The sequence below is a fragment of the Vibrio sp. 10N.222.46.A1 genome (assembly GCF_041473595.1).
GTDB classification, from domain to species: domain Bacteria; phylum Pseudomonadota; class Gammaproteobacteria; order Enterobacterales; family Vibrionaceae; genus Vibrio; species Vibrio tasmaniensis_A.
Map to the genome: position 1 here is coordinate 1 of NZ_JBFRSN010001739.1, position 781 is coordinate 781.

The 781-nt window shown below is 47.1% G+C and carries 1 protein-coding gene; it reads right to left on the reverse strand.

All coding sequences use genetic code 11. The features are described from left to right. A partial coding sequence (locus AB4496_RS29105) for a tetratricopeptide repeat protein (protein WP_372133595.1) occupies positions 1-781 on the reverse strand: 781 nt, incomplete at both ends.

Sequence of the window (781 nt, forward strand, 5' to 3'; positions counted from 1 at the left end):
GTTGCTGTTGCTGTTGCTTCCGAGCCTGTTCGACAATCTCTAGATTCTTCTTCGCGTAAGCATGTTCTGGGTTACTTTCGAGAATACGTTGATACTCTTTTATCGCTTGGTCGTACTTACCTTGCTTTGCTTGTGCATTGGCGAGGTTGTAGCGAGCATCTTCGCCAGAAAGACCTTGTAGCGTCTGTTCGGCCGCTTCGAAATCACCGGCTTTGTATTGCGCGATGCCTTTCCATTCTTGTTGTTCGAACTGTTCTGCGGCTTGTTGAAAGTCCTCATCTTGATACAACTGATAACCCACTTGGTCATCGGTTTTCCAAGGATTTGCAAACGCAGTATTCGGTTGGCTGAACGAGACAAATACAGCTAGACCACACCAAATGACCCCTTTTCGAAATAGCCCAAGTGCAGGAAGTAACAGAAACGGCAATAACCAGAAACCGTTGTTCACTCTGGTGTTGAGTGAGTTATTGGTTTTAGTCACTTCTGATGTTGTCGCAACTCGGTCGAGGTAACTTGCGATGTGTTCAACGTCTGAGTTATCCAATTGCAATTCAGTGAATGTGCCGCCAGAGCGACGAGTCAGGTCGCGCATATTGTCTACGTTGGTTTTCGCAACCACGGTTTGTCCTGAGTCGGTCTGTAACATCGAACCGGTAGGTAACGAGATCGGCGCGCCGCTTTCCGTACCTACAGCCAAGACTGATAACGTCCAATTACTACCAGAGAGTAGCGAGTCGATATCTTTCTTCTCTTGACCATCAATATCATCAGCAATCAG